This window comes from Flavobacterium sp. CECT 9288, assembly GCF_918731615.1.
In the GTDB taxonomy this organism is placed as follows: domain Bacteria; phylum Bacteroidota; class Bacteroidia; order Flavobacteriales; family Flavobacteriaceae; genus Flavobacterium.
Genome location: NZ_OU957226.1, coordinates 3,151,291 through 3,175,028, shown reverse-complemented (window position 1 = coordinate 3,175,028; position 23,738 = coordinate 3,151,291). Strand labels below are relative to the sequence as shown.

Here is a 23,738-nt window from a genome sequence, read left to right as displayed (position 1 = left end):
AATGACAAATATTACCTTTTTAGATAAAATAGCTACAGTTTTAATTGAAAAACATGTAACTCGTTTTTCAGATACAATTGTAGTGTTACCTAATAAACGAGCTAAAATATTTCTTATTGAAGCTCTAAAACGTCAGGTGACTACAAATGTTTTTTCTCCAGAAATTATCAGTATTGAGGATTTTATTCAAGACATTGCAAGTATTCGTACTATTGATCCTATTGAGTTGTTATTTGAATTTTATGAAGTGTATTTATCTATAACTGATACAGCAAGTCAACAAACCTTTGAGTTATTTGCCAATTGGGCCAAAACCTTATTGCAAGATTTTAATGAAATTGATCGGTATTTATTAGATCCAACACATGTATTGTCCTATTTGAAAGATATTGAAGACATAAAAAAATGGGGAATCGAGGTGGAAAATAAAACGACTTTATTAGAAAAGTACATTGATTTTTGGAAATTATTACCCGTTTATTACCAAAGTCTGTACAGTCATTTGCTAAAAAAAGGAGTTGGTTATCAGGGATTAATTTATAGAGAAGCTGTTCATAATTTAATTCATTTTTCAGAAAGTGTTCAAGATAAAAAGTATCTTTTTGCGGGATTTAATGCATTAAATGCTGCCGAAGAAAAAATAATTCAACATCTAATTGCAAGTGAACAAGGTGAAATTTTTTGGGACGTAGATCAAAATTTTCTCAACGATCCGTATCATGATGCAGGACTTTTTGTGAGAAGATTTAAAGAAAACTGGAAACATTATAAGGTAAACCCTTTTGAATGGATAGTTGATGATTTTTCGCAAACCAAAAACATAAAGGTTATTGGCACACCCAAAACAATAGGTCAAGCAAAAATAGCAGGAAGTATAATTGAAAATGTCATCCTTGAATCTAATACGTTAGGAATTGATGATCATCTTGATAAAGTTGCAGTTGTATTAGGAGATGAAAATCTCTTGGTGCCACTTTTATATTCGTTGCCATCAACAGTTGGCGCTTTAAATATTACAATGGGTTATTCCAGCAAGAATAATCCGGCTCAAATCTTGATAAGTAAATTATTTAAAATGCATACCAATGCACTTTCAAGAAATGCTAAAAGCTATGTCTTATATTATAAAGATGTTTTGGATATTTTGACACATCCTTTAGTAGAACCGTATGCAAATACAAATGCACTGGTAAAAATTATCAATCAAAATAATTATACGTTTATCACGCATCATAAATTGATGGAGTTGCAAGTTGAGCCTAGTGAATTGTTTCTGTTATTATTTCAAAAATGGGAAAACGGATCGATTCCTGTTTTAGAAACAATTTCTAAATTATTGCAAACCATTAAAGAGAATTTAAGCAACGATAATGAGGAAGAAAAAATCACGAAGGCCTTTGTTTTTGCTATTTTTAAAGTGATCAATAAACTAATTAACTACTACTCTAAACACGAACATATTGATAAAATAGAAACGCTATATTCTATTTATAAGCAGGTTATTGATCTTGCCGAAGTGTCCTTTGAGGGAGAGCCATTAAATGGTTTGCAGATTATGGGAGTTCTTGAAAGTAGGGTTTTGGATTTTGATACGGTTATTGTCACCTCTATGAATGAAGGTAAATTCCCTGCAGGCAAATCTCAGAATTCCTTTATTCCTTATGATGTGAAAAGAGAGTTAGGTTTACCAACTTTCAAGGAGAAAGACGCCATTTATACCTATCATTTTTATCATTTGCTACAGCGTGCCAAGACCATTTATTTGCTGTATAATACAGATAATGAGGGATTAGATGCTGGTGAAAAGAGTCGATTTATTACGCAATTGGAAGTAGAAAAGCTAAACAATCACACGATTACTCATGAAATTTACAATGCAGTTTTACCCGATACGGCGTACCAACCTATTGTAATTCCTAGATCAGAAAGTGTGATGTTACGATTGAAAGAAATTGCAGAAAAAGGATTTTCACCCTCTGCTTTGACCAGTTATATCCGTAATCCTATTCAGTTTTATTTCCAAAAGATTTTACGCATTAGCGAAGTCGAAGAGGTGGAAGAAAATATTGCTTTGAATACGCTGGGAACCATTATTCATGAGACCCTGCGTGTTTTATACGAACCATTTATTAATAAATTTATTTCAGAAATTGATATTCAAAATTGTTTTAAGCAAATAGATGATGAGGTACTCAAGCAATTTAAAGTAGTATACAAGGAAGGCGAAATCAAAAAAGGACGAAATTTATTAGCCTTTGAAGTAGCCAAACGTAATGTTTCTAATTTCTTGAAAGTAGAATTAGAAAGCATCAAAAATGGTGATGCCATTAAAATTATTGCTTTGGAACAAACTTTTGAGCGCATTTTGCATCATCCTAATTTGCCTTTTCCAGTATTGATAAAAGGAAATGTGGACCGAATTGAAGAGCGCAATGGAAACATCCGAATCATCGATTATAAAACGGGGAAAGTGGACAAAGCTAATGTGACTTTGAAATCTTGGAACGGACTCATTGAAGATATTAAAAGTGATAAAATTATACAGGTGCTTGCCTACGCTTTTATGTATGAAACAGAAGCAAAAGGAAAAACTATCGAAGCAGGTATCATCTCTTTTAAAAATCTAAAAGCAGGTTTTTTACCTTTTAATTTTAAAGTAGATAAAACTATCAATAGTAGTATCACCGACGATATTTTGAGAAATTATCTGGAACAATTGGTACTTTTATTAAGTGAAATTTTGGATGTGAATACGCCTTTCAAAGAAAAAATAATTTAATTCATCGATTATCAAAAAACTATACAACAGTTTCGAGTTTTACAAAAGTACTTTAGCCATAAACATTGCTATAAGTGCTTTGGCAGGCGTTTTTGGAGGTTTTGAAACCTTTAAATATGTCCTTTTGTTTTTCGGTTTTTTCATTAGTCTTTTGATTAAAGAGGTGAATGCTAAAAACGAATACTTGTTTTATTACAACAACGGACTTTCAAAAATTCAGGTTATTGTTTATTCATTTCTGATTAATTTTTTCTTTTCGATGATCTTTATTCTTGTTGTGAATCTTATAACGAATTTCCTATGACAACAAGTATTTTAGAAGTAGATAGCGTACAAAAACAATACGACGGAAAAATCATCCTTTCGGATGTGTATTTGAAATGTGAAACGGGTACTGTTCTCGGGATTTTGGGTCGAAATGGTTCTGGTAAATCTACATTATTGAAGATTATTTTCGGAATAGAAGCAGCTGATTTTAAATTTGTTCGGGTTGGTGGAAAAGTGCTGTCAAAAACAAGTGAGCTGTTAAAAGAAATCAGCTATTTACCGCAGGATTCGTTTATTCCAAATTCTTTTTCCATTCATAAAACCATTCAATTGTGCATTGCCAAAGCGAAAGTAAAAGAATTTTGTGCAGATGCCATGATACAGTCTATGTTGGGTAAAAAAATCAAACATTTATCTGGTGGAGAATTGCGGTATTTAGAAATTAAATTAATCTTGAACAATGATTCAAAATTTGTACTGCTAGATGAGCCTTACAACGGCTTGTCACCCATTATGGTTGAAAACATAAATGCGTTAATCACAACAATGTCTGCTGTAAAAGGCATTTTGATCACCGATCATAATTATGAAAATGTGATTCAAATTTCTACCAAACTGGCATTAATGAAAGGTGGAAAAATGCATCATTTAAGAGATAAAAACGAACTCATCGAAAAAGGATATTTAAAATTTGGTATGCTCTAAATACTTTTACAAAAAGACAATAGAACAGCTAATAACTCGTCTTGATTTTCTATGTGGCTCATGTGTCCATCAGGAAAAGTGATAAGTTGAACCGCCGTGTTTTCTATTTGTTCTTTGGTTTCGTCATAATTCAAAACAGGATCTTTTTCTCCTAAAATTAAAAGTTTCGGAAAAGGCGTAAGGTGCAGCAAAACTTCTCGATCTTGCCTGATTTTCATGCCCTCTAGTGAGGCAACAATTCCTTGCAAGGGCGTTTGCAGTGCTTCTTTTTTGACGTTTTCGATCGTAGCAGCCAATCGGTCTCTGTTATTTTCACTGAATAAATTACCAATTGAAAGCGAAATGAAATTCACAAAAGATTGTTTCACGGCTTTGATGGCACGATCCCGATTCTTTTTGCGCTCTTCACTGTCGGCTCTTGTTGTTGAGTTGAGTAAAACCAATCCTTTGACAGTATCGGGATACAATTCAGCGAAAGCCAAAGCAACGTAACCTCCCATAGAATGCCCTACAAAAATAGCTTTACGAATCCGCAATTCTGATAAAACGGCATGAACCACATCGGCATTGTCCTCCATGGTGTGCACATATCCCAAACATTCTGTGGAACCATGACCTAATAAATCAATGCTAATAACACGATTTTTTTGTGTTAACTCAGGTATAAAATGATTCCACATTTTTTTATTTTCCAGAAAGCCGTGGAGTAAAACAATGGCTGTTCCTTTTCCTTCATCAGTACAGGAAATAGTGGTGTTTTTAAAGAGGATTTGTTTCAATTTTGTAATGTTTGTGCAAAGCTAAAGCTTTAATTTTTTTCAAAACATATAAGCCATTTAAGTTTTAGATTTTTTTGGGTGAATTTTGGTGATAGCCGGAATAAAAAAACAATTTAACTAAAATGTATTTGAACCATATAAGACATGTAAGTTCATATAAGTAACTATGAAAAGTGCTATAAAGTATTGTAAATGTTTATTTCATTCCCAACTATTCAATTGCTAGTTTGTCATTCCGACGGAGGAGGAATCTAAGCAAGTTAATCAGTAAAATAGAATATTAGCGGTGATTGTTGACGCCATTTTTTTTAACATAAAAGCCATTTAATTTTTTTTAAATTTATGTTTTTTTTTTTTTTTAACCATGAAAGGCATTTAAGGTGATATAAGCAAAAGCTTAAATGCCCTTAAATGCCTTATATGGTAAATCCTAAGATGTTATATTGTTATCATTACCTATGATTTATATGTTTATAAAAAAAGCTCCCATTTCTGAGAGCCTTGAGTTTTAAAATCTGTTATCGCCGTCTATTAATCGCCCTAAACCACCTAGTAAACTGCCTTCGTCACGGCTGCTTCCGCCTGCCCTTGGTGCCGATGCAATGATTCTATCGGCAAGGCGGCTGAAAGGTAAGGACTGAATATAAACTGTTCCTGGTCCACGTAGTGTAGCATAAAATAAACCTTCGCCACCAAAAAGAGAATTTTTGATTCCGCCTACAAACTCGATGTCATAATCTACATCTTTTGTAAATCCTACAATACAACCGGTATCGACTTTTAATACCTCGCCTGCGGCTAATTCTTTTTTTGCTAATGTTCCGCCGGTGTGTACAAAGGCCATTCCGTCGCCTTCAATTTTTTGCATGATGAAACCTTCTCCTCCAAACAAACCAGTTCCTAATTTTTTAGAGAATTCGATTCCTACTGATACGCCTTTGGCTGCACATAGGAAAGAATCTTTTTGGCAAATGAACTTACCGCCATATTGCATCAAATCGATTGGAATGATTTTTCCAGGATAAGGCGATGCAAATGAAACTTTACTTTTGGTATTGTTCTGGTTGATGAATGCGGTCATAAAAAGACTTTCTCCAGTAAGTACTCGTTTTCCGGCGCTTAAAAGTTTGCCGAACAATCCGTTTTCTTGTCCTGATCCGTCACCGAAAATGGTTTGCATTTGGATGTTGTTGTCCATCATCATAAAACTTCCAGCTTCGGCAACGACAACTTCTTGAGGATCTAGTTCGATCTCTACGTATTGCATTTCTTCGCCGTAAATGTGATAATCAATTTCGTGTGCTTGCATGATTTTTATGTTTTTTAGTTTTTTTCTAGTTAATATTTTAATTGTTGCTGATAGCAGTTTTTAGAATAAGTCTTTGACTGGTTTATAACGTTACAGCTTTAGAATTGTTTTAACATTTAGCTCTTTTGAAAACGGGTCGAACTTTTTAGCCCTGATGGCAGTGGCATCTCCCGCTTATAAAAAACAAGGCTTTTGTGCCGTAGTTTTTTAAGTGGGAATATAACGAACAGCAGGACAGGTAGTGGTTTTGAAAATTAGGTATACTGCTCCCCAAAAAAAAAGCAGCCTAGATTGCGCTAGACTGCTTGTTATGGATAAGAAAGATGTGTTATGCGTTCATGAGGTCTTCGATTTCTTCGACTTCGATAGGAATGTTGCGCATCATGTTGAAAGGTTCGCCGCTTTCTAGAACGATGATGTTGTCCTCAAGACGGATACCGAAACCTTCGGCGGGAATGTAAATTCCAGGCTCTACGGTAAATACCATATTGGCTTGCATTGGTTCGGTCAAAATACCGTAGTCGTGTGTGTCTAGTCCCATGTGGTGTGAAGTTCCGTGCATGAAATATTTTTTGTAAGCGGGCCAATCTGGGTTTTCGTTTTGCACATCGGCTTTGTCAATAAGTCCTAAACCTAGTAATTCTGAGGTCATTATTTTCCCGACTTCGATGTGGTATTGTTTCCAAAGTGTGCCAGTGGTTAACATTTTGGTAGCTTCGTTTTTTACACGAAGTACGGCGTTGTAAACTTCTTTTTGACGTGTAGAATAGCGACCAGAAACGGGGATAGTACGCGTCATGTCACTAGAATAATTAGCATATTCAGCAGCTACATCAAGCAAAATCAAGTCGCCTGCTTTGCATTGTTGGTTGTTTTCGATATAATGCAAAACATTGGCATTGTTACCCGATGCGATGATAGGCGTGTAGGCAAAACCACGAGAGCGGTTGCGGATGAATTCGTGAATCAATTCGGCTTCGATTTCGTATTCAGTAACATTAGGTTTTACAAAAGGTAATAATCGTCTAAAACCAAGTTCGGTGATGTTGCAGGCTTTTTGGATCAAGTCCAATTCTTCGCTTTCTTTTACAGAACGAAGGCGTTGTAGGATAGGGTTGCTTTTGGCAACGGCGTGCGCAGGATATTTTTCTTTCCACCATTTTATAAAACGTGCTTCGCGGGTTTCGGTCTCGACGGTAGCGCGGTAATGCTCGTTAGTGTTAATGTAAATGGTTTCGGCGTGTGTCATCATTTCGAACAACACTTTTTCAAAATCTTGTAACCAATACACGGTTTTGATTCCGGTTACTTCGTAAGCGCGTTCTTTGGTTAATTTTTCACCTTCCCAAATGGCAATGTGCTCGCTCGTTTCTTTCAAGAAAACCATCTCGCGTTGGTGTTCATAAGGTGCGTCAGGGAACAGTAGTAAAATACTTTCTTCTTGGTCTACACCACTCAAATAAAAGATGTCTCGGTGTTGTGCAAAAGGCAACGTACTATCAGCCGATACAGGGTAAATATCATTCGAATTAAAAACAGCTACACTTTTTGGCTTCATTTGAGCCATGAATTTGGCTCTGTTTTTTATAAATAAATTGCGGTCAATTTGATGGTATTTCATGAGTTGGGTTTTGTTTTTTATGGGTGTGAAATGTAATTGGAATGGCTTATTTATCTCATTAATTTAAAACAACTGAATGCTATTCTAGATTTTTTATTGATTATTCAAAAATAGTAACTTTGAGAGAAACAGGTGTTAATTAGAGTATAAAATTTTTTGGTCCGTTGATTTATCCTTAAATTTCGGCATCAAAATCCAACTCTATGAAAAAAGGAATACTCTTAGCTGCCTTTATTGCGCAAACCGTTGCCTCTGCACAAGTCTCTCCTGAGGCAGTTCAAAATAGTTTAGTAGCCAAAAAACAACTGCAAGAACAATCGCTTTTTAAAAACCTAAGTTTGCAAAATGTGGGTCCAACGGTTATGAGCGGACGTGTAGTTGATGTAGATGTAAATCCTGAAAATCCAACCGAATTTTATGTAGGGTATGCATCAGGCGGTTTGTGGTATAGCAATAATAACGGAATGAGTTTTGTACCGGTTATGGATGGTGCGCCTACGCAAAACGTGGGCGATATTGCAATAGATTGGAAAAACGGAACTATTTGGGTAGGAACTGGAGAGGTTAATTCTTCGCGCTCTTCCTATGCTGGAATTGGGATATTAAAATCAACGGATAAAGGAAAGACTTGGCAAAATATGGGTTTGCATGACACGCACCATATTAGTAGAATTTTGATTAATCCAGTAAATCCCGATGAAATTGTAGTAGGTGCGGTGGGACATTTGTATACTAAAAATGAAGAAAGAGGAATATATAAAACCACAGATGGGGGAAAAACATGGAGCAAGACACTTTTTGTAAACAACGAAACAGGAATTATTGATGTGGCTGTTTCGCCAAAAAATTTCAAAGTACAATATGCTGCTGCATGGACTAAAGACAGAAAAGCTTGGGATTTTAAAGGTAGTGGATCAGCATCAGGAATTTACAAAAGTGAAGACGCTGGAGCAACTTGGAAATTGTATTCTACAGCTGAAAGTGGTTTTCCTACAGGCGAAGGTGTGGGTAGAATTGGTTTAGCAGTTTATGATGATGCTACAGTTTATGCCGTTCTGGACAACCAATTTAAAAGACCTCTAGACACTAAAAAAAGCAATTCATTACCAGCAGCCTTTTCTGTTCCTGGAGATGAGTTTCTTAAATTACCCAATAAAAGCTTAAACTCTATTCTGAAAAACTATGGTTTAACCGAAAAATACAGAGCTGAAAACATCAAACATTGGGTTCAAAATGGGTATTTGCAACCAAGTGAAGCCGGAAAATTAGTTTTAGCATCCATTAATAGTTTGGCTGAAGCCGAGGTTATTGGTGCCGAAGTGTATAAATCTACAAATGGGGGAACAAGTTGGACAAAAACACACCAAAACTTCATTGACGATTTATTTTATTCTTATGGATATTACTTTGCAGCTATTTCGGTAGATCCGAGTAACGCAAATAAAATTTACTTATCTGGTGTACCGGTAATTAAGTCAGATGATGGTGGAAAAACGTTTACTAGCATTAGCGAAGAGAATGTACATGCTGATCATCATGTTGTCTGGGTTAATCCTAATAAATCTGGGCACTTAATTAATGGTAATGATGGTGGTTTGAACATTTCTTATGATGATGGGGCACACTGGTTCAAAGGCAATTCGCATAGTGTGAGTCAGTTTTATGCTGTAAATGTTGATGAGCAAGAACCATACAATATTTATGGAGGTATGCAGGATAATGGGGTATGGGTTGGACCAAGCAATTATCAATTTTCTTCGGAGTGGTTACAAACAGGAAAATATCCTTATGAAAATTTAATGGGAGGTGATGGAATGCAAACTCAAATTGACAAACGCAATCCTAATATTGTTTTTACAGGTTTTCAGTTTGGAAATTATTACCGTATAGATCGTGCCAATAACAAAAGAGAGTACATTTCTCCAAAGCCAAAGAAGGATGAGAAACCATTCCGTTTTAATTGGCAAACGCCTATTTTGCTTTCCTCACACAATCAAGATATATTGTACATGGGGTCGAACTTTTTGCACAGATCTATGAACCAAGGACAAACTTGGACTGCAATTTCACCAGATTTGACCCAAGGTGTTAAGGAAGGTAATGTTGCCTTTGGTACACTAGCCACGATTAGTGAGAGTACTTTGCAATTTGGGTTGTTATACACTGGGAGTGATGACGGACTAATTCAGGTGACGAAAGATGGAGGTGTGAGCTGGAATAAAATTTCAGAAAATCTGCCTCAAAATTTATGGGTAACTAGGGTGGCAGCATCAGCACATAAAAAAGAACGCGTTTATGCTACTTTAAATGGATACCGTAATGATGATTTTACAACTTATGTTTACCTATCCGATGATTACGGACAAACTTGGAGTAGTATAGCAAGTAATATTCCTGCAAGTCCAGTGAATGTAATTGCAGAAGATCCAAACAATGAGAATGTATTGTATTTAGGGACTGATAATGGACTATATGTTTCATTAAACAGAGGGAAGACTTGGGAAGATTTCTCCAATGGAATGCCTAATGTTGCGGTACATGATTTAGTCATTCATAAGAAAGCTAAAGATCTTGTAATAGGAACTCATGGGCGCTCTATTTACAAAGTTAATTTGGATCAAGTCCAAAATATAAATGACAAAGTTTTAGCTTCTACTATTCATATTTTTGAATTGAAAAAGATAAAAAAATCAAGAGAATGGGGTAATAGTTGGAGTGCTTGGGCTAAACCAACAGGTCCTAAAGCTGAAATTTGGTTTTACTCTAATGAAGATGCCGAAGTGGTGTTGCAAATTGAAAACAGCAATAAAGAAGTCCTTTTTTCTCAAAAAGTAATGGCCAAAAAAGGATTAAACAAGCAGGTTTATGATTTATCCGTTCCAAAGGAAATTGTTGAAAAAGCTTTGGCTAAAGACAAAAAAATGAAATGGGAAGCAGCTAAAAACGGAAAGTATTATTTACCCGTTTCTGTAAACAAAGTTAGCATTCAAAAAGCCAAAGAGAAAGTAGTGGCTGATCTAGAAATTTTTGAATCTAAATAATATCATTTCTCAAAAAACAAAAAACACGATTCCATATGAAATCGTGTTTTTTTATGTTCTTTAGATATTTAAAACTGTGCCGTTTCAGTAGAATCTTTCATGGCTGTAGTGCTTGATTTTCCGATTGTTACAGTATTTTGTACCGCATCAAAATAAGAAGTCCCTACAAATCCTTGGTGTTTTACCGCTTTGAAGCCGTGTTTTTGTAGAGCAAATTCTCTTTCTTGTAATTCAGAGTAGCCCGCCATTCCTCTTTCTTTGTAAGCTTTTGAAAGTTCAAACATACTTGTGTTTAAGGCATGAAACCCAGCCAATGTGATGAACTGAAATTTATAGCCCATAGCTGCTAGGTCTTCTCTAAAAGTTTCCATTTCAGCTACAGATAGTTTTGCAGCCCAGTTAAAAGATGGAGAGCAATTGTAAGCTAGCATTTTTCCTGGGAATTGTGCGTGAATAGCTTCTGCAAATTGTTTGGCGTATGCTAAATCAGGGTTACTAGTTTCCATCCAAATTAAATCAGCATACGGTGCGTAACTCAATCCACGGTCAATTCCTTGTTCAATTCCACAATTCACATAAAAAAAGCCTTCAGCAGTTTTTTCTCCTGTAATGAATTTTGCGTCTCTTGGGTCAATATCGCTTGTCAATAAATTAGCGGCATCAGCGTCAGTTCTAGCAACAACAAGCGTAGGCGTTCCCATAACATCAGCTGCTAAACGAGCTGCAATTAATTTATTGATAGCTTCTTGCGTAGGAACTAAAACTTTTCCGCCAAGGTGACCGCATTTTTTAGCAGAACTCAATTGGTCTTCAAAGTGAACACCTGCTGCTCCTGCTTCGATCATCGATTTCATTAATTCAAAAGCATTTAGATTTCCTCCAAAACCAGCTTCGGCATCAGCCACAATAGGAACTAGGTAGTCTTTTTTATCAGTAGTTCCGTTTACCACTTGTATTTGATCTGCTCTCAAGAGCGCATTGTTAATACGTTTTACTACAAGCGGAACACTATTGGCAGGGTATAATGATTGGTCAGGGTACATTTCGCCGGCTACATTTGCGTCGGCAGCTACTTGCCATCCGCTCAAGTATATAGCTTCAAGTCCAGCTTCTACTTCTTGAATAGCTTGGTTTCCTGTAAGTGCGCCAAGTCCAGCCACAAAATCTTGCGAATTAAGTTTGTTCCATAAAGTAGTAGCTCCAAGTCTTGCAACGCTGTGTTCTATTTGGTAAGAACCTTGTAATTTAACAACTTCTTCAGCAGTATACGGACGCTCAATGCCTTTCCATCTTGGGTTTGTAATCCAGTCTGCAACTAATTCTTGAATTCTTGTTTCGGTAGTTTTCATAGTGTTTGTATGGTTTAAATGGTGTTTAATATTTTATTGATATTTATTTTATTGCAATTGTTTTTTAAATGTATTTGTATCCTGGTAGGGTTAAAAAGTCTATGAAATTCTTGTTTACCACCAGTTGATCTAATAATTGTTCCGCTAGAATGTATTTTTGTTTCTCATGATTTTCATCTCCAACTAGTTTTTTTATTTTTTCAAATTCTTCCATGGCTAGTTTATGATAGTAATTGGTGTTTAGTTGTTTTCCGTTTTCTAGCGCAACTTTGTTTTGTAGCCATTGCCACAGTTGTGATCTAGAAATCTCCGCAGTTGCAGCATCTTCCATTAAATGATGCAAAGCTGCAGCGCCTTGGCCATTGAGCCATGAGGCAATGTATAAAACAGAAATACTGATGTTTTTTCGAACGCCTTCCTCTGTGATGGTTCCTTTTGGAGTTTCTAGTAAATCGCTTTCGGTTACGTGAACGTCCTCTCTTTTTACATCAATTTGGTTTTTGGCAGGCATATATTTGTCAAATACAGTCATGGCAAGCGGAACCAAATCAGGATGTGCTACCCAAGTACCGTCATGACCATTTTTAACTTCACGTTCTTTGTCGGCAATTACTTTGTTAAAAGCTATAGTGTTGGCTTCTTCGTTATTTTTTATAGGAATTTGTGCTGCCATTCCGCCTATAGCGTGTATGTTTCGTTTGTGACAACGTTGAATTACTAGTTGTGAATAAGCACTCATAAATGGAGCTGTCATGGTTACTTGATCCCTGTTTGGGACAATGAAATTAGCATTGTTTCGTAATTTTTTGATATATGAAAAGATGTAATCCCATCGGCCGCAATTCAAACCAACAATATGATCTTTCAGTTCATAAATAATTTCGTCCAATTGAAAACTGGCGGTTATAGTTTCGATTAAAACGGTTGCTTTGAAAGTTCCTTTTTTTACTCCTAAATACTCCTGCGTAAATAAGAAAACTTCGTTCCACCATCTAGCTTCAAGATAATGCTCTAGTTTTGGGATGTAAAAATAAGGTGCTGTACCATCTTCAATAAGTTTTTTATAGTTGTGAAAGGCATACAACCCAAAGTCAATTAGTGATCCAGAAGTTTGTACGCCGCCAATTAAAATATTCTTCTCAGGCAAATGCAATCCTCTGGGACGAACTAACAACACGGCAGTTTTTTCGTTTAAACTGTACTTTTTGTTTTTAATAGGATCCTCAAGAGTTATTGTTTTGTTCACGGCATCTTTCAGGTTTTGCTGCCCTGTCATAAGATTGCTCCATGTTGGGGAAGTGCTGTCTTCAAAATCAGCCATGAAAGTTTTGGCACCAGAATTCAGGGCATTGATTACCATTTTACGATCTACAGGCCCTGTTATTTCAACTCTTCTGTCTGCTAGATCATCTGGTGTAGTTGCTGCTTCCCAGTTGTTTTCTCTAATTTCTTTTGTTTCCAATGGAAAAGTAGGTAGTGCGCCTGCATCAAATAAATCTTGTTGTTTTATTCTGTTTTGTAATAACAACAAACGTTCATTATTGAAATTTTCATGAAGTAATGAAAGGAATGTTATTGCTTCATCGGTTAAAATTTCAGGATAACGCTCTGTAGTCTCTATTGAAAAATTTAACATATTGGTTGAATATATTTCTTTAATTTCTGTTTTTTGACCTGTTTCCATAACTAATTATCTTTTTTTGTTGTCAATATTATTTTTTAACACTGCAATGATACAAAAAGTTTTTAATAAAAAAAGCGAACGTACGCTAAAATGTAAAAATATTTTTTTTGGCGAAAATATTTTTTGTCTTATCTTTGAGATATGAACATAGAGAAAGATTATATCAAGCTTATTTTTGGGCTTAAACTCAAGCAAGCACGTACGGCTAAAAATTTGTCTTTATTTGGTTTAGCCAAAATCACAGCGCTCTCCAAATCGTATTTGAACGAAATTGAGAAAGGAAAGAAATATCCTAAAACCGATAAGATTATTTTACTGGCTGAAAAATTAGATGTTACTTATGATCACATGGTTTCGTTGAAACTGGATAATAATTTGGCACCTATTGGTGAAATACTAAAATCAGGAATTTTAAAAGAGATTCCGCTGGAGCTGTTTGGAATTCAAGAAGCTGATTTAATTGATATTATTGCCAATGCACCTGCTAAGGTCAATGCTTTTATAAGTACCATTATTGAAATTGCGCAACACTATAACCTTACCAGAGAAAGTTTTTTCTTGGCAGCGCTTCGTTCTTATCAAGAGGCGCACAATAATTATTTTGAAGATTTAGAGGAGAAAGTTCTTTTGTTTTGTAAAGCGTTTCATGTAGACTTAACCACTAATATTTCTATCACAGAGCTTAAGGCTATTCTTGTTGAAGAATATGGATATACCATACAAGAGTTGATTTTTACAGAGCACGAAGCTTTGGGTGATTTACGTTCCATTTTTGTACCCTCTAGTAAAACTTTGTTGCTATCAAACGATATTGATGAAGGACAAAAAGCGTTTATTTTAGCTAAAGAAATTGCATACAACTACATGGAAATCAAGGAGCGATTGTATACTTTTAGTTGGATAAAATTTGATAATTTTGACCAGGTGTTGAATAATTTTTACGCCTCTTATTTTGCTGGTGCTTTGCTGTTACCGCGTCAACATCTTATAGACGAGCTAAATGTATTCTTAGCTCTAGAAAATCCTAAACCACAACAAATGGTTCAGTTGATGAACCAGTTTAATGTATCTCCTGAGTCTTTTTACCAACGCTTGACTAATATTTTACCAAAAGATTTTAATCTCAAAAATTTGTTTTTCTTACGACTTTCGCACCAAAAAGGAACGGATACTTATCAGATAAAAAAGGAGTTACACATCACTAATCAGCAGGAGCCGCATGCTAATGAAATGAACGAGCATTACTGCCGGAGATGGGTTTCTATACGTACGATTGAAGAATCTATAAAGCAGGGAAAAAATCACTTTTTTGATGCCCAAATCTCTAGTTACGAAAACAGTAAAAATGAGTATCTCGTTTTCTCGTCAGCAACTCCAGATCCTTTTAAAACAGATTGTATCCGAAGTATTTCTGTTGGAATATTGATGACAGCAGGAATGAAGAAAAAGTTTAAGTTCATCGAAAATGAGTCGCTAAAAAAACAAATTGTAGGTGTTACTTGTGAAACGTGTGCCGTAAAAGATTGTTTAGAACGTGCTTCGCCTCCTATTCAATTGGAACAAAAAATTAGGAATGAAAACACCGAAGCTATTGTCCAGAAATACATGACGAAGTTTAGTTAAAAATAGAATTCAAAAGTAATTACATAATAAAAGACACAGATTTCGCCAATAGTACATTAAATTGATGAAATCTGTGTTTTTTATTAATTTAAGAGTATGTTACTCCACCCATTTATAATAACGAGCTCCCAGTAAGTTGGGTTTTTCGCTTTCAATACGATCTAAAACCCACTCGTTTTTTGGGCTACAAACACTTTGGTGTTGTTCTTTTTTATGGAGTTTTTCGTAAGTTTTAAAGTCAATTTCAAAACTCTTTTCGAGGGTTTCAAATAAGGCTACACGCTCCAGTGCTTCTTTCCATTCGGCTTGAATGGTTCCTTCAAATACTTTTGACTTCGAGCCACTTCCATACGCCAGAAAACCAAATACACTTCCGGAAATTTCTTTTTTCGTATTGTAAAAATGAGTTAATGTTGACAATAAGCCCATAAAAATAGAGCCTGTATAAAGATTTCCTATCAGCGACGAAGCTAGTTCGGCGGGCTGTAATTTTTTAGACACAAATTCTATGTAGGCTTCACTTTTGCTGATTTCTTTCAGTTTGTGTTGGTAAACAGTAGTTTCTTCTGTTCTTGATAAAGTGCTATTGGAGGCATCCAAAGCATAAATTTCACCTAGCATTCTGCGGCCTTGATATGCGTAAGGTAAGTGCATGACAATGCTGGTCCATGTGTCATAAACCGTTTGAGATGTTTTTTTTAATTTTTTGAACGAAAAATAAGCATCTCGGGTTCTATCCATGTAACATTGATTGGAATACTGACCGTCAAAAACAGGTTGATCTTTATGTATTTCTATTTCGCTTTCCAAATTATCAAACCAAGCTTCGTTTGTTTCATTTCCAGTTATGGCAGTTTTTGATAAAGTTCTGTAGGGTTTAAAAAAGTCAAAAACACCTTTGGTACTCGTTGCCCAGAAATCTCCAAAAGCGATAATTCTGGGGTTTGAAGTGATCAATAGGGCAACAGCTCCCGCACCTTGGGTGTATTCGCCGGTAGAGTTCAAATCGTATTTAGCAAAATCAGTCGTAACCACAATGGCTTTTTTAGTTGGGTTGAGTCGAACAAAATCAATACAATTTTGCATCGCATCTACTCCGCCAATGCAAGCAAAAGTAAAATCAACTACATCGCATTCTGACAAGGTGTTTTCGCCAAATTTTTGTTCCATCAATGAAATTAAGAACGAACTAATAGGTTTGGAGTTGTCTATACTGCTTTCCGTACCCACATAAATCCGGGCTATTTCACTGAGGTCAATGTTGTGGTTTAGGATTAACTTGGTCAAGGCATTGGCTCCAAAAACTACAACATCTTGATGAACATCTGGTAGAGTCATTTTAAGCAATCCGAGACCTTTTTCTAGTTTTTCAGGGTCAATATTTCTGGCTTTCGCCAAAGCTTTAATGGATAAATGTATGTTTGCAACATCAAAAGTGATGGCATCGATTCCGATCTTCATTTTAAATTATTTTGACTATAAAATTAGAAATAAGTGCGCTAATCTTTTTTTATTTTGTGTTTTTAAAACTGCCTTCGGTCTATTTTTAGTAAATTTAAATTTTTGATTTGAGCAAATTATTGATCTCGTAAAAAACACCAATCTTTTTAAGAATTATGTTTTTGTTTGATTCGTAAAGATTTTCAAATTCTTTGGTTTTGTCTAACGAAATTCTTCTTTTGTAGGGTTCTAGGTATTGATTTATATAGGTTTATTTGGTTTTGTGATGTAACACTTTAAAATGATTATAAATTATAGCGAAAAGGTTGTAGTTCATTTCTAATTGCCCTATTTTTGTATGATTTTTTAAATTAATACAACTAAATTCTTATGGCAAAATCTTCATTATTAAAGTCATCGATCGCAAAAAAAGTAGCTATGGCGCTTTCTGGACTTTTCTTAATTTTATTTTTAGCACAACATTTTTTTATAAACAGTACCTCGGTTTTTAGTCCTGATACTTTTAACTCTATTTCTCATTTTATGGGAAATAACCCGTTGGTGCAGTTTGTTATTCAACCTATTCTTATTATAGGTGTTATTTTTCACTTTATTATGGGTATCGTTTTAGATCTTCAAAACAAAAGTGCAAGGCCTATTAAATATGTAAAAAATAATGGTGCAGCTAGTTCATCATGGGCATCACGTAACATGATTATTTCTGGTTTAGTAGTATTGGCTTTTATGCTTTTACACTTTTACGATTTTTGGATTCCAGAAATGGTTTACAAGTATGTAGAGGTAAATCCACTTGATGAGACTCGTTATTTTGGTGAGTTGCAACATAAATTTGTTGATCCTATCCGTACTGCTATTTATTGTGTTTCATTTGTATTATTAGCATTACACTTGTGGCACGGTTTCAACTCTTCATTTCAATCTGTAGGGTTCAACAATAAATACTCTAGATCATTACACAAATTGGGATATGCTTTTGCAATTGTAGTTCCTGTAGGCTTTATTTTCATTGCATTATTTCATCATTTTAATCATTAATATTAAATTATAAATGGCTTTAGATTCAAAAATACCAAATGGTCCAATAGCGGACAAATGGACAAATTATAAAAATCACATCAATTTAGTTAACCCAGCTAACAAACGTAATATTGATATTATTGTTGTTGGAACGGGACTTGCAGGAGGATCTGCTGCTGCAACTTTAGCTGAATTAGGATATAACGTTAAAACTTTTTGCTTTCAAGATTCACCTCGTCGTGCACACTCTATTGCTGCACAAGGTGGTATCAACGCAGCAAAAAACTATCAAGGTGATGGTGACTCTACTTTCCGTTTGTTTTACGATACGGTAAAAGGAGGAGATTACCGCTCTAGAGAAGCAAACGTACATAGACTTGCAGAAGTTTCTGTAAATATTATTGACCAGTGTGTTATGCAAGGTGTGCCATTGGCACGTGAGTACGGTGGTTTGCTTGATAACCGTTCTTTTGGTGGAACATTAGTTGCTAGAACTTTTTATGCAAAAGGTCAAACAGGTCAACAATTATTATTAGGAGCTTATTCTGCTATGAACCGTCAAATAGGTCGTGGTAAGATAAAATCATACACACGTCACGAAATGCAAGATTTAGTTCTTGTTGATGGTAAAGCAAGAGGAATTATTGCTCGTAACTTGGTAACAGGTGAGCTAGAGCGTCACTCTGCACATGCAGTTGTAATTGCTTCTGGAGGTTACGGTAACGTATTTTTCTTGTCAACTTATGCCATGGGAAGTAACGCTACTGCTGCATGGAAAGTGCACAAAAAAGGAGCTTTCTTTGCTAACCCATGCTACACACAAATTCACCCAACTTGTATCCCAGTTTCTGGTGATCACCAGTCTAAATTGACTTTGATGTCTGAGTCATTACGTAATGATGGACGTATTTGGGTACCTGCAAAATTAGAAGATGCACAAGCTATTCGTGAAGGTAAATTGAAACCGACACAAATCGCCGAAGCTGACAGAGATTATTATTTAGAGCGTCGTTACCCAGCATTTGGTAACTTAGTGCCTAGAGATATCGCTTCGCGCGCAGCCAAAGAGAGATGTGATGCTGGTTTTGGTGTGAACAAAACTGGTGAAGCAGTTTACTTAGATTTTGCAGCAGCAATTGAGCGTTACGGTAAAGAACAAGCGTATGTTAAAGGTCTTGATGCCAATGACAAAGCGTTAGTAACAAAATTAGGAGCTGCTATTGTGGCTAATAAATACGGAAACTTATTCCAAATGTATGAGAAAATCGTTGATGAGGATCCATACACAACTCCAATGATGATTTATCCAGCAGTACACTATACTATGGGTGGTATTTGGGTTGATTATAACTTACAAACTACAATTCCTGGCTGTTTCAGTATTGGAGAAGCTAACTTCTCTGATCACGGAGCAAACCGTCTTGGAGCTTCGGCTTTAATGCAAGGTTTAGCTGATGGATACTTTGTATTGCCATACACAATAGGTGATTATTTAGCACCAGACATTAAAACAGGAAAAATTTCTACTGATTTACCTGAATTTGTTGAAGCTGAGAAAAATGTAAAAGCACGTATTGATCAGTTAATTAATAATAACGGTACGCATTCTGTTGATTATTTCCATAAGAAACTTGGAAAAATCATGTGGAACAAAGTGGGTATGGCGCGTAACGCAAAAGGATTAACTGAAGCAATCGAAGAAATTGCAGCTTTAAGAGAAGAGTTTTACAGAGATGTAAAAGTTCCTGGAGATGCATACAGTTTCAACCAAGAGCTTGATAAAGCTGGTCGTGTTGCTGATTTCTTAGAGTTAGGAGAGTTGTTTGCTAAAGATGCATTGCACCGTAACGAATCTTGTGGAGGTCACTTCCGTGAAGAATACCAATCTGAGGATGGTGAAGCACAACGAGACGATGAGAACTATGCTTATGTTGCAGCATGGGAATACATGGGTAAACCAAGTGAGGCTATACTTCATAAGGAACCTTTAGTCTATGACAATGTTAAACTAGTAACGCGTAGTTATAAATAGGAATCAGTCCGAGATAGAAATGATGGTAGTTCTACTTTTTATCTAAGACTTTCAAACGAAAGAAAATATGAAACTTACATTAAAAATATGGCGTCAAGCCAACGCCAAAGCAGAAGGTAAAATCGTAGAGTATCCATTAGATGGTATTGAAGAGGACATGTCTTTCCTTGAAATGCTAGATGTGCTTAACGAAGGCTTAATAGAGAAAGGAGATTTACCAGTTTCTTTTGATCACGACTGTCGTGAGGGAATTTGCGGTTCATGTTCTTTGTATATCAATGGTGAAGCACATGGTCCAGATAGACGTGTACCAACTTGTCAATTGCACATGAGAATGTTTAAAGATGGTGATACTATTTTTATCGAGCCATTCAGAGCCAAAGCTTTTCCAGTTATCAAAGATTTAGTTGTTGACAGAAGTGCTTTTGATAGAATTCAACATGCAGGAGGATTTGTATCAGTTAATACTTCAGGAAAACCAACAGATGCTAACGCTATTTTGATTCCTAAACACGATGCTGATAGAGCATTTGATGCTGCTACCTGTATTGGTTGCGGTGCATGTGTTGCAAGTTGTAAAAACTCATCAGCAATGTTGTTCGTTTCTGCAAAAGTATCACAGTATGCTTTATTACCACAAGGTAAAGTTGAGGCCGCTGATCGTGTAATGAACATGGTTGCTCAAATGGATGCTGAAGGTTTTGGTAACTGTACTAATACTGGAGCATGTGAAGTTGAATGTCCAAAAGGTATTTCACTTGAAAACATTGCCAGAATGAATAGAGAATATTTATCGGCTAGTTTAAAAGGATAATTAGTTAGTCTTAAAAATTAGATTCTTAGGACAAACAATTCATAATTATAAAAAACGCATTCAATCTCAAAGTTGAATGCGTTTTTTTTTTATTTTATTATAAATTTTTATCTAAATGTTAGGGTTAAAAAGTGTTCTAGTCTATCCATCCCCAGGGAGCAGCGGGTGTTGCTACTGTTTTTGTTAGATCAAATTTTACGGTAAACAATCTATCAGATCCTATGCGTCTTAAGTTATAGGTAAACGAGGTCTCATCAATTGTAATCCACCAGACATTAGTTGCGGCGTTCGGAATTAAATTTAATGTTTCTTGATCTGCTGGAAAAAATTGAATACCAGCATTACCTGAATTTGGATTAGTACCGCCGTATTCTGTTACTTTATCTTCAGTTCCATCTTCGTGTCTGTGATCGTGTTTAAGTTTAATTCTATCGTTTTCAAACGTTAAAACCCAAGTTCTTGATTTGTCTTCGCCAACAAAAAAAGGAATTTTAATGGTATTTTTGGTACAGCTTCTTACGTGCATTACTAGTTTTTTATCCCTAAAAGTATCATTCGAAGCACCTTCTTTAATTTCTCCTTCAAACGATTTTCCGCACTGTTTTTGTAGGTTTTCCCAAAATTGTTGTGCACCCGTTTTTTCTTGTGCTTGAAGAGCTAATTGACTTAATAGCACAATGGCAACTAATATTTTTTTCATGATTTTTTTCTTTTTGCTAATGTAAGGAAGTTACGGTACGTATAGAATTGTTATTTTTATAGAAAATTAGAAAAAAATGAAAATAGCCTTCATTCAAGCTCCGTTATCATGGGAAAACCCTTTGGAAAACCGTGTGTATTTCGAATCCAAAATCAATGAAATACAACTTGATGTACAAATAATAGTCTTGCCAGAGATGTTTACTAGTGGTTTTACCATGAATCCTGAACGTGTTGCTGAAGGTATGCAGGGTGAAACATTAACTTGGTTAAAACAACTTGCTTCCAATAGAAATTGTGCTTTTATGGGTAGTCTCGTGATCACAGAGGATGATCATTTTTTTAACAGGTTCGTTTTTGTTGCGCCTTCTGGAAAGGTAGAGTATTATGACAAGAAACATTTGTTTACATTGTCGGGTGAAAACATAGCCTATGTAGCAGGTAAAGAAAAGTGTATTATTGACTATTTAGGTTGGAAAATTTGTCCTTTAATCTGTTATGATTTGCGTTTTCCTGTTTTTTCCAGAAATACAGAGGATTATCACTTATTAGTTTATGTAGCTAGCTGGCCCAAAACAAGGGTAAATGCTTGGGATATTTTACTTCAGGCGCGAGCTGTTGAGAATATGTGTTATACTTTAGGAGTTAACAGATTAGGAACTGATGGAAATGGGTATGAATACGTAGGGCATTCTCAAGCCGTAGATTTTTTAGGTCATTATTTACAAGAACCTACCCAAATGGAAGGTTCTTTTGTCGTAAAATTAAATAAGGAAAAGTTAGTTGAAACGAGACAAAAACTAGGTTTTCTCAATGATCGAGACACATTTGAACTAAAAGATAACTAAGGTTATTTTTTGTTTGTTACTTTCTTTTTAATTTCGGGGGTGTACGGAATACTTAAATCAAAGAGTTGATTAACATCCCAATTGGCACGAACATCTATTTCTTTTGAAAAATAAATTACTTCTTCGGCTTGGAGTTTGTTCAGGAAATTACCCTGATCCCACTTGCCGTTTTTATTGGTGTCATAAGTGGCTCTAAGTGTATATTGTGCAGGTTCTATTAAATTGAAATTGACAGTGCTGTTTTCTGTAGTATATTCAGAGGCTAGTACATCACCTTTTGTATTGGTGAGCTCAATAAGTACAGGGAAGCTTTTTACTTTTTGAAGATTCACACTCAAATTTCCATAATCTGAGGTATTTCGGGTAGTGAATTTAAAGGTTAAGGTGTCATTCTTTTTTTCAAAAAAATCAGTAAAAGCTTCAGGTAAAACGGTTATTACGTAGTTTTCTGAAGGTTCTTTTTTAAAGTCAAAATACAAGCGTTGATTGTATACGTCATATTCTGTTTTAAACGGAATCGATTTTTTGTTTTTATCCAATAAAGTTATTTTTTCGTTTACAATATTAATTAATGGCGTACTAGCTTCAAGAGTAAACTGCTCTCTGAATTTCAAGTCGCCCATTTGTAAAGGAGTAATATTTAAAGTATCTTTTTTTTGATCCTTAATTTTAAAAGTAAAGTTGGTTTCATACTTGTCTTTTTTTACAAAAAGCTTTAAGGAATCTGTTTTTATAGGTTTATACCATATTTGTAGTGAATCCTTCTTTGGATATTTGGTAACCAAGTGATTTATTTCGGTAGTATTGTCTTTCAGTGTTAATTTAGGTAAATCCTTTATGTTGTTTAGTGTTCCTTCAAAACCCATTATAAGTTTATTTCCAGCAGCTTGTACTGGTTTAACAGCCTTAAATGGTAGCTTTTCTTTGAAGATCTCGAGTTCATAAAGCGTATCGTTTGGTACAGATATAAATTCTTTTACAAACCCAATCTTGTCTTTTTTAGGGTCAAATTTATTATTGTTATTGTAGTCCTTAAGCGCTACAAGTAAATATTTACCAGCTTTAAGGTTTTCTAATTTGAAAGTTTTCAAACTATCAAGAGTATTTGTAATGTATCTTGGGTTTTGTTTGTAAATTACAGAGTCATTAAATTTTTCGTTTACTTCATACAGCATAACCGAAACGAAAGATTCTACCTCTTTGTCAAGGGCGCTTTTTATGGTTCCTCCTAGTTGCAAAGAATCAATGGTTGCTCCTGTAGAGAACACGTATTTAAACTGGTTTAGTGGGTTCTCTTCGTTATTATCAGCAATACTTTGACCGAAGTTTAGGCTGTATGTTGTGTTAGGTTGTAAAGTATCTTTGAGCGTAATTGTTAACGTTTTTGTAGGCGTAGTAGGAAGAACAAGCGGTTCATTTTTCATGGGTGGAGAAATGATAAGTTGCTTATTTAAGTTTTTCAATTTGATATTTTCGTCAAACACCAATTGGATTTTGTTTCCTGTGAAATTAGTGCTGAAATTTTTAGGAAAACTAATCTTTAGCACTGGCGCAATAGTGTCTTTGAGTCCTCCAGTTATATTTCCTCTTTTTGCACAACTAGCAAGGAGTATTGCAATTAAAAAAATTGTGTATTTGAGATTGTTTTTCAACATGATAAATTCTGATTTCAGTTTGCAAAATAACGACTATAATTTATGCTTTCGAAAT

16 protein-coding genes are annotated in these 23,738 nt (G+C 35.2%); 8 read left to right on the top strand and 8 right to left on the bottom strand.

The annotated features are described in order from the left end of the window. Position 1: 1 nt before the first annotated feature. Positions 2 to 2,779 carry a PD-(D/E)XK nuclease family protein gene (locus LQ189_RS14035; protein ID WP_230157991.1) on the top strand — a complete coding sequence of 926 codons (2,778 nt, stop codon included), beginning with the start codon at positions 2 to 4 and terminating at the stop codon, positions 2,777 to 2,779. Positions 2,780 to 3,079: 300 nt separating this feature from the next. Next, a complete protein-coding gene (locus LQ189_RS14030; RefSeq protein ID WP_230157990.1) occupies positions 3,080 to 3,751 on the top strand; it encodes an ATP-binding cassette domain-containing protein in 672 nt (223 codons plus the stop codon). Here the strand turns inward: LQ189_RS14030 and LQ189_RS14025 are convergent. The 3 genes from LQ189_RS14025 to LQ189_RS14015 form a co-directional block, all read right to left on the bottom strand. Next, on the bottom strand, positions 3,748 to 4,530 hold the full coding sequence (locus tag LQ189_RS14025; RefSeq protein ID WP_230157988.1) for an alpha/beta fold hydrolase: 783 nt from the start codon (positions 4,528 to 4,530) through the stop codon (positions 3,748 to 3,750). The two genes, LQ189_RS14030 and LQ189_RS14025, sit on opposite strands and share 4 nt — an antisense overlap. Positions 4,531 to 5,038: 508 nt before the next feature. Beyond that, entirely contained in the window at positions 5,039 to 5,839 is an 801-nt protein-coding gene (locus LQ189_RS14020) for a TIGR00266 family protein (protein WP_086453288.1), read from the bottom strand. A gap of 328 nt (positions 5,840 to 6,167) precedes the next feature. Beyond that, entirely contained in the window at positions 6,168 to 7,460 is a 1,293-nt protein-coding gene (locus LQ189_RS14015) for an aminopeptidase P family protein (protein WP_230157986.1), read from the bottom strand. A gap of 203 nt (positions 7,461 to 7,663) precedes the next feature. On the opposite strand from LQ189_RS14015, the gene LQ189_RS14010 reads away from it, so the two are divergent. Continuing rightward, a complete protein-coding gene (locus tag LQ189_RS14010; RefSeq protein WP_230157984.1) occupies positions 7,664 to 10,501 on the top strand; it encodes a sialidase family protein in 2,838 nt (945 codons plus the stop codon). Positions 10,502 to 10,569: 68 nt separating this feature from the next. Here the strand turns inward: LQ189_RS14010 and aceA are convergent, their stop codons facing one another. Beyond that, the gene (aceA, locus tag LQ189_RS14005) at positions 10,570 to 11,850 is read right to left on the bottom strand and encodes an isocitrate lyase (protein ID WP_182649742.1); all 1,281 of its coding nucleotides are present in this window, start codon (positions 11,848 to 11,850) and stop codon (positions 10,570 to 10,572) included. Between the two features lie 64 nt (positions 11,851 to 11,914). Continuing rightward, the gene (aceB, locus tag LQ189_RS14000) at positions 11,915 to 13,534 is read right to left on the bottom strand and encodes a malate synthase A (RefSeq protein WP_370634871.1); all 1,620 of its coding nucleotides are present in this window, start codon (positions 13,532 to 13,534) and stop codon (positions 11,915 to 11,917) included. Between the two features lie 141 nt (positions 13,535 to 13,675). Here aceB and LQ189_RS13995 point away from each other — a divergent pair, with 141 nt between their 5' ends. Beyond that, entirely contained in the window at positions 13,676 to 15,157 is a 1,482-nt protein-coding gene (locus tag LQ189_RS13995) for a helix-turn-helix domain-containing protein (protein WP_230157982.1), read from the top strand. 99 nt (positions 15,158 to 15,256) lie between these two features. Here LQ189_RS13995 and LQ189_RS13990 read toward each other — a convergent pair whose 3' ends face one another. Further along, positions 15,257 to 16,618, bottom strand: coding sequence for a hydroxymethylglutaryl-CoA synthase family protein (locus tag LQ189_RS13990; protein ID WP_230157980.1), 1,362 nt, complete (start codon positions 16,616 to 16,618; stop codon positions 15,257 to 15,259). Between the two features lie 369 nt (positions 16,619 to 16,987). On the opposite strand from LQ189_RS13990, the gene LQ189_RS13985 reads away from it, so the two are divergent. The 3 genes from LQ189_RS13985 to LQ189_RS13975 all read left to right on the top strand — a co-directional run bounded on the left by LQ189_RS13985 (position 16,988) and on the right by LQ189_RS13975 (position 20,481). Continuing rightward, positions 16,988 to 17,653 carry a succinate dehydrogenase cytochrome b subunit gene (locus tag LQ189_RS13985; RefSeq protein ID WP_230157978.1) on the top strand — a complete coding sequence of 222 codons (666 nt, stop codon included), beginning with the start codon at positions 16,988 to 16,990 and terminating at the stop codon, positions 17,651 to 17,653. Between the two features lie 13 nt (positions 17,654 to 17,666). Next, the gene (locus LQ189_RS13980) at positions 17,667 to 19,667 is read left to right on the top strand and encodes a fumarate reductase/succinate dehydrogenase flavoprotein subunit (RefSeq protein ID WP_230157976.1); all 2,001 of its coding nucleotides are present in this window, start codon (positions 17,667 to 17,669) and stop codon (positions 19,665 to 19,667) included. Between the two features lie 67 nt (positions 19,668 to 19,734). Continuing rightward, positions 19,735 to 20,481 carry a succinate dehydrogenase/fumarate reductase iron-sulfur subunit gene (locus tag LQ189_RS13975; RefSeq protein WP_086453870.1) on the top strand — a complete coding sequence of 249 codons (747 nt, stop codon included), beginning with the start codon at positions 19,735 to 19,737 and terminating at the stop codon, positions 20,479 to 20,481. A gap of 136 nt (positions 20,482 to 20,617) precedes the next feature. On the opposite strand, the gene LQ189_RS13970 is transcribed toward LQ189_RS13975, so the two are convergent. After that, positions 20,618 to 21,181: a hypothetical protein gene (locus LQ189_RS13970; RefSeq protein ID WP_230157975.1), complete on the bottom strand. Its 564-nt coding sequence runs from the start codon at positions 21,179 to 21,181 to the stop codon at positions 20,618 to 20,620. 76 nt (positions 21,182 to 21,257) lie between these two features. Here LQ189_RS13970 and LQ189_RS13965 point away from each other — a divergent pair, with 76 nt between their 5' ends. After that, a complete protein-coding gene (locus tag LQ189_RS13965; protein WP_230157973.1) occupies positions 21,258 to 22,028 on the top strand; it encodes a nitrilase family protein in 771 nt (256 codons plus the stop codon). Between the two features lie 2 nt (positions 22,029 to 22,030). On the opposite strand, the gene LQ189_RS13960 is transcribed toward LQ189_RS13965, so the two are convergent. Further along, positions 22,031 to 23,683, bottom strand: coding sequence for an Ig-like domain-containing protein (locus LQ189_RS13960; RefSeq protein ID WP_230157971.1), 1,653 nt, complete (start codon positions 23,681 to 23,683; stop codon positions 22,031 to 22,033). Between the last annotated feature and the right edge of the window lie 55 nt (positions 23,684 to 23,738).

What these genes read in the sequence shown, in the direction of transcription:
- LQ189_RS14035 (WP_230157991.1), top strand. Translation starts at nt 2, where the DNA reads ATGACAAATATTACCTTTTTAGATAAAATAGCTACAGTTTTAATTGAA.
- LQ189_RS14010 (WP_230157984.1), top strand. Translation starts at nt 7,664, where the DNA reads ATGAAAAAAGGAATACTCTTAGCTGCCTTTATTGCGCAAACCGTTGCC.
- LQ189_RS13995 (WP_230157982.1), top strand. Translation starts at nt 13,676, where the DNA reads ATGAACATAGAGAAAGATTATATCAAGCTTATTTTTGGGCTTAAACTC.
- LQ189_RS14020 (WP_086453288.1), bottom strand. Translation starts at nt 5,839, where the DNA reads ATGCAAGCACACGAAATTGATTATCACATTTACGGCGAAGAAATGCAA.
- aceB (WP_370634871.1), bottom strand. Translation starts at nt 13,534, where the DNA reads ATGGAAACAGGTCAAAAAACAGAAATTAAAGAAATATATTCAACCAAT.
- LQ189_RS13990 (WP_230157980.1), bottom strand. Translation starts at nt 16,618, where the DNA reads ATGAAGATCGGAATCGATGCCATCACTTTTGATGTTGCAAACATACAT.
- LQ189_RS14030 (WP_230157990.1), top strand. Translation starts at nt 3,080, where the DNA reads ATGACAACAAGTATTTTAGAAGTAGATAGCGTACAAAAACAATACGAC.
- LQ189_RS13970 (WP_230157975.1), bottom strand. Translation starts at nt 21,181, where the DNA reads ATGAAAAAAATATTAGTTGCCATTGTGCTATTAAGTCAATTAGCTCTT.
- LQ189_RS13975 (WP_086453870.1), top strand. Translation starts at nt 19,735, where the DNA reads ATGAAACTTACATTAAAAATATGGCGTCAAGCCAACGCCAAAGCAGAA.
- aceA (WP_182649742.1), bottom strand. Translation starts at nt 11,850, where the DNA reads ATGAAAACTACCGAAACAAGAATTCAAGAATTAGTTGCAGACTGGATT.
- LQ189_RS13985 (WP_230157978.1), top strand. Translation starts at nt 16,988, where the DNA reads ATGGCAAAATCTTCATTATTAAAGTCATCGATCGCAAAAAAAGTAGCT.
- LQ189_RS13960 (WP_230157971.1), bottom strand. Translation starts at nt 23,683, where the DNA reads ATGTTGAAAAACAATCTCAAATACACAATTTTTTTAATTGCAATACTC.
- LQ189_RS14015 (WP_230157986.1), bottom strand. Translation starts at nt 7,460, where the DNA reads ATGAAATACCATCAAATTGACCGCAATTTATTTATAAAAAACAGAGCC.
- LQ189_RS13980 (WP_230157976.1), top strand. Translation starts at nt 17,667, where the DNA reads ATGGCTTTAGATTCAAAAATACCAAATGGTCCAATAGCGGACAAATGG.
- LQ189_RS13965 (WP_230157973.1), top strand. Translation starts at nt 21,258, where the DNA reads ATGAAAATAGCCTTCATTCAAGCTCCGTTATCATGGGAAAACCCTTTG.